1 pseudogene is annotated in these 204 nt (G+C 77.0%); it reads right to left on the bottom strand.

The annotated features are described in order from the left end of the window. Positions 1-204, bottom strand: a pseudogene (locus tag TW83_RS21680) (iron-siderophore ABC transporter substrate-binding protein); the annotation flags it as partial.

Raw genomic sequence — 204 nt, 5'->3', positions numbered from 1 at the left:
AGGCCTCCAGCGCGCGGGCCAGCAGGTCGCCAAAGCGTAGCGCGGCGGGCACCCCGCCAAAGGCGTTCATCCGCGGCAGGTGGTGCACGCGGCCCTGCGCCACCTGCGGCAGGGCCTGCCACAGCCGGCTGCGGGACAGCGCGCCTTGCGCCTGCGGCGGGATGGGGCCGGCGATGACCAGCCGCGCGTCGGGCATGTCGGCCA

Source organism: Paracoccus sp. S4493, from assembly GCF_000967735.1.
In the GTDB taxonomy this organism is placed as follows: Bacteria; Pseudomonadota; Alphaproteobacteria; order Rhodobacterales; family Rhodobacteraceae; genus Paracoccus; species Paracoccus marcusii.
Note: the sequence above shows the minus strand (reverse complement) of the source record. Positions and strands in the feature narration are given on the sequence as shown.